The sequence below is a fragment of the Stenotrophomonas sp. genome (assembly GCF_032103445.1).
In the GTDB taxonomy this organism is placed as follows: Bacteria; Pseudomonadota; Gammaproteobacteria; order Xanthomonadales; family Xanthomonadaceae; genus Stenotrophomonas.
Window position 1 is genome coordinate 1 of the sequence record NZ_DAMDFR010000133.1, and the last position, 4,081, is coordinate 4,081.

Consider the following 4,081-nt stretch of genomic DNA (forward strand, 5'->3'; position numbering starts at 1 on the left):
CCGTTTGATCCCGAAATCGCCCTTGCATAGGCAGGGGCGAGACGGTATCTACAGGGCTACCGGCGTCGCGTAGTGACGCGCCATGCGCGTCATTGTTGCCTCCAGGCGACATCGCAGCCACGCAGGGCGTGGCTCTACGCCTTCGGGCGTCCAATCGGTGCGTAGGTCGCGTCGGTCAATGTCACCAGATCCGCCGGTGCCAGGGCCACTTCCAGCCCGCGCCTCCCGGCACTGACATGCACCTCATCCAAAGTCCGCGCACTATCGTCTACGAACGTACGGTGCTTCTTCTTCTGCCCAAGCGGACTGATACCGCCGACCAGATACCCGGTGGCCCGCTGCGCCGCCGCCGGATCGGCCATCTCGCACTTCCGGCAGCCAGCGACTTCGGCCAGCGCTTTCAGGTCCAACGATCCGCTTACCGGCACGATCGCCACCAGCAGTTCGTTTTTTTCCGTTGCGGCAAGCAGGGTTTTGAACACCTGGGTTGGATCCAGCCCCAGCGCAGCCGCCGCTTCGCCGCCGTAGGAATCGGCGTCGGCGGCATGGGTGTAGGACACCACACGGTGGGGGATACGGTGCTGCTTGAGCAAGTTGATGGCAGGGGTCATGCGTGCATGGTATCTCCGCGGGTGCCTTCTACGCTCATTTCATCGGGGAAGGACCAAAGCACTTTGCACCAGGGGCGGACTTTCCGTCCTGCTTTGCCAACTCCAGGGTCTTGGATTTCGCTTCCTCTTCGTCGCGTGACCACACCATATAAGTCACCGGGAACGGGTTGCCAGGCGGCCTGATGAAGTTGCCATCCTTGTCGACAAGTGAGCACTGGTACTTGGTCAGTGTGTCAGCGGCGGCTGCACTGAACGTCAGAGCCAGAGCGGAGACGATTGCCATCATGTATCGAATGATCATGTTGAGCTCCTCGGGAGGATGTCCATCAGCAATGAGTTCAGCCGTAGAGCCACGCCCTGCGTGGCTGCGCGTGGTGTCGGATTGGTCGAAGCCACGCAGGGCGTGGCTCTACCTTCCAGGATGTCAGTTTTCTGCATCCTGGTGCCGCTTGTGCTCCGCTCGCATCTGCAGCCATTCGCGGGACGGTACGAAAACAGTACATTTCGCACTGCCGGCCGGTACCGAGTCGCTTTTCGCGCTCTTCAGCGCTTCCGAAACGGCCATTGCTTCGCTGCTTACCTCAAAGTAGTAAGCGGTCGGTATTATCAGGCCTGGTCCGACCTCGTTGAGAATGGGCTTGCCATCTGTGCCATGGATGATGCATTCGTAGTGCTGGGTCGCGGCAGCAGCGCTCAGTACGTTTGACGTTGCCCAGACTGCCAGCAACGTCAGTAGCATACTTTTGGTGTTCATTTTTGTTTTCTCCAGAGAAGCGCTTTTCGTGGGAAGCACGCCGTAGAGCCACGCCCTGCGTGGCTACGACCAAGTGCGGTCCGCGTGATCGCGCGCATGGCGCGTCATTGGGGAGCGTCCGATATCGCGCAGCCACGCAGGGCGTGGCTCTACGGTAGGAATCCCATCATTCTTCGTCGATTCCCAGCAGGATCTTGATGCTGCTTTCGCAGATGGCGCTGGTCGGATTCTCATTGGTCAACGACTTGGCAAAGGCCATGGCCTTGTCCTCGAGATCCATCGGCGTGGTGTCGAGTTCAATCTTCCAGATGTTCTTCCCGGCATCATGTGCTGCCGTTGGTTTCACATACTCATTGCCGTTCTTATAGATGAGGCAGTAGTAGGTCTCGCCGGCTCCTGTCGCGGGGGGCGGCGCGGGTGTCGGAGCCGGTGCCGGTGCAGGCACTGCACTGTCAAATGCGGCAATGCTGGTCTCGCAGCGCGCGCGGGTCAGCGTAACGTTCGGCTTGTTCCGTTTGCCGGTGGCCAATGCGGCAGTCTCCGCTTGCGCCACAGTGGCCCCGGAGGCCTTGTAATGCCCCTGATTGACCGTCGACTTTTCCCAGGTATCGGTACCGGAATAAACACGGCAGAAATAGTCAGCCGCCTGGGCCGAAGACGCGAAGCCGGCACCGCACAGCGCCAGCAGTACGGGCACGATGAGCTTGATGATCATGGAAATTCTCCGGATGAGATCCAGATATTTCCCCCGCGCGCCGATCATCCGGGCGCTGGTGTAATCACGGTGTGCAGGCCCGGTGTCCGGGATTTCACCCCGCACAAATGAAAACGGGCACCCGAAGGTGCCCGTCATCTTCAGCCGTAGAGCCACGCCCTGCGTGGCTGCACAGCCATCACCGATCAATAGCGGTAATGATCCGGCTTGAACGGACCTTCCACCGGCACGCCGATGTAGTCGGCCTGTTCCTGGGTCAGGGTGGTCAGCTTCACGCCGATCTTTTCCAGGTGCAGACGGGCCACTTCTTCGTCCAGCTTCTTCGGCAGCAGGTACACCGACTTTTCGTAGGTGTCCTTGTTCGCCCACAGGTCGATCTGCGCCAGGGTCTGGTTGGCAAAGCTGTTGGACATCACGAAGCTCGGGTGGCCGGTGGCGCAGCCGAGGTTGACCAGGCGGCCTTCGGCCAGCAGGAAGATCGCGTTGCCGTTCGGGAACACGTACTTGTCCACCTGCGGCTTGATGTTGATCTGCTGCACGCCCGGGTAGGCCACCAGCGCATCGACCTGGATTTCATTGTCGAAGTGGCCGATGTTGCAGACGATGGCCTGGTCCTTCATCGCGCTCAGGTGTTCGATGCGGATGATGTCCTTGTTGCCGGTGGTGGTGACGTACAGGTCGGCACGGCCCAGGGTCGATTCGATGGTGTTGACTTCAAAGCCTTCCATCGCCGCCTGCAGTGCGCAGATCGGATCGATTTCGGTGACCACCACGCGCGCGCCATAGGCACGCAGCGAAGCAGCGCAGCCCTTGCCCACGTCGCCGTAGCCGCAGACCACGGCCAACTTGCCCGCCAGCATCACGTCCATGGCGCGCTTCAGGCCGTCGGCCAGCGACTCGCGGCAGCCGTACAGGTTGTCGAACTTGCTCTTGGTGACCGAGTCGTTGACGTTGATTGCCGGAATCAGCAGGGTGCCGGCCTGGGCCAGCTGGTACAGGCGGTGCACGCCGGTGGTGGTTTCCTCGGAAACACCCTTCCAGTCCTTGACCACGCGACCCCAGTAACCCGGGCGCTCGACGGCCACGCGCTTGAGCAGGTTCTTGATCACCTGTTCTTCGTGCGAACCCGACGGGGTGTTGACCCAGTCGCTGCCGTTTTCCAGCTCATAGCCCTTGTGGATCAGCAGGGTGACGTCGCCGCCGTCGTCGACCACCAGCTCCGGACCGGTCAGGGTGCCGTCGGCCAGGGTGAAGGTCAGCGCGTCCAGGGTGCAGTCCCAGTACTCTTCCAGGGTTTCGCCCTTCCACGCGAACACCGGGGTGCCGGTGGCAGCGATGGCCGCAGCGGCGTGGTCCTGGGTCGAGAAGATGTTGCACGAGGCCCAGCGCACGTCGGCACCGATGTCCTTCAGGGTTTCGATCAGGACGGCGGTCTGGATGGTCATGTGCAGCGAGCCGGTCACGCGCACGCCCTTCAGCGGCAGGCTGGCGGCGTGCTTGCGGCGGATCGACATCAGGCCCGGCATTTCGTGCTCGGCGATGTCCAGCTCCTTGCGGCCCCAGTCGGCCAGCGAGATGTCGGCAATCTTGTAATCACCTTCGGTGGAGAAGGTCTTGGCAACAGCGTTCATGTAAAGCTCCGGTAATTGACGTGGGTACGTCTTCGCCGGGCGCCGTTGGAACCATCCAGGCCACCGAGCCTGGCCGTCCGGGCAAAGCCGGTCCGGTCGCAGCGCCCCTCGGTGAAGGAGGTCGCCATTATATCCCGCCACGCTGCAATGGCATGAAACACCGTGTTCCCCAACCATCGGCAGGGGGCCGGGCGGCGGCCCCCTGTTAAGGTCCAGGGTTCACCTACAACAGGATTGCACGATGGCACGCAGTGAACGTGGGCGCAGAGCGCGCTGGAACCGCCTGATCATGGGCGCGGCGCTGCTGGCAGTGGCACCGCTGGGCTTGGCCGCCGGCGCGGGCAAGGCGAGCGCCCCGCAGACCGCCGCC

At 62.1% G+C, this 4,081-nt stretch carries 5 protein-coding genes and 1 riboswitch; all 5 genes read right to left on the bottom strand.

What is annotated here, in order from left to right:
• Positions 1–134: 134 nt before the first annotated feature.
• On the bottom strand, positions 135–611 hold the full coding sequence (ybaK, locus tag RT551_RS21335) for a Cys-tRNA(Pro) deacylase (RefSeq protein ID WP_313462191.1): 477 nt from the start codon (positions 609–611) through the stop codon (positions 135–137).
• Between the two features lie 34 nt (positions 612–645).
• A complete protein-coding gene (locus tag RT551_RS21340) occupies positions 646–912 on the bottom strand; it encodes a hypothetical protein (protein ID WP_313462193.1) in 267 nt (88 codons plus the stop codon).
• Between the two features lie 123 nt (positions 913–1,035).
• Positions 1,036–1,365, bottom strand: coding sequence for a hypothetical protein (locus RT551_RS21345; RefSeq protein ID WP_313462195.1), 330 nt, complete (start codon positions 1,363–1,365; stop codon positions 1,036–1,038).
• Between the two features lie 166 nt (positions 1,366–1,531).
• Positions 1,532–2,080 carry a hypothetical protein gene (locus RT551_RS21350; protein ID WP_313462197.1) on the bottom strand — a complete coding sequence of 183 codons (549 nt, stop codon included), beginning with the start codon at positions 2,078–2,080 and terminating at the stop codon, positions 1,532–1,534.
• A gap of 185 nt (positions 2,081–2,265) precedes the next feature.
• On the bottom strand, positions 2,266–3,711 hold the full coding sequence (gene ahcY / locus RT551_RS21355) for an adenosylhomocysteinase (protein WP_311190191.1): 1,446 nt from the start codon (positions 3,709–3,711) through the stop codon (positions 2,266–2,268).
• 30 nt (positions 3,712–3,741) lie between these two features.
• A riboswitch (S-adenosyl-L-homocysteine riboswitch) is annotated at positions 3,742–3,827 on the bottom strand.
• Positions 3,828–4,081 lie beyond the last annotated feature (254 nt).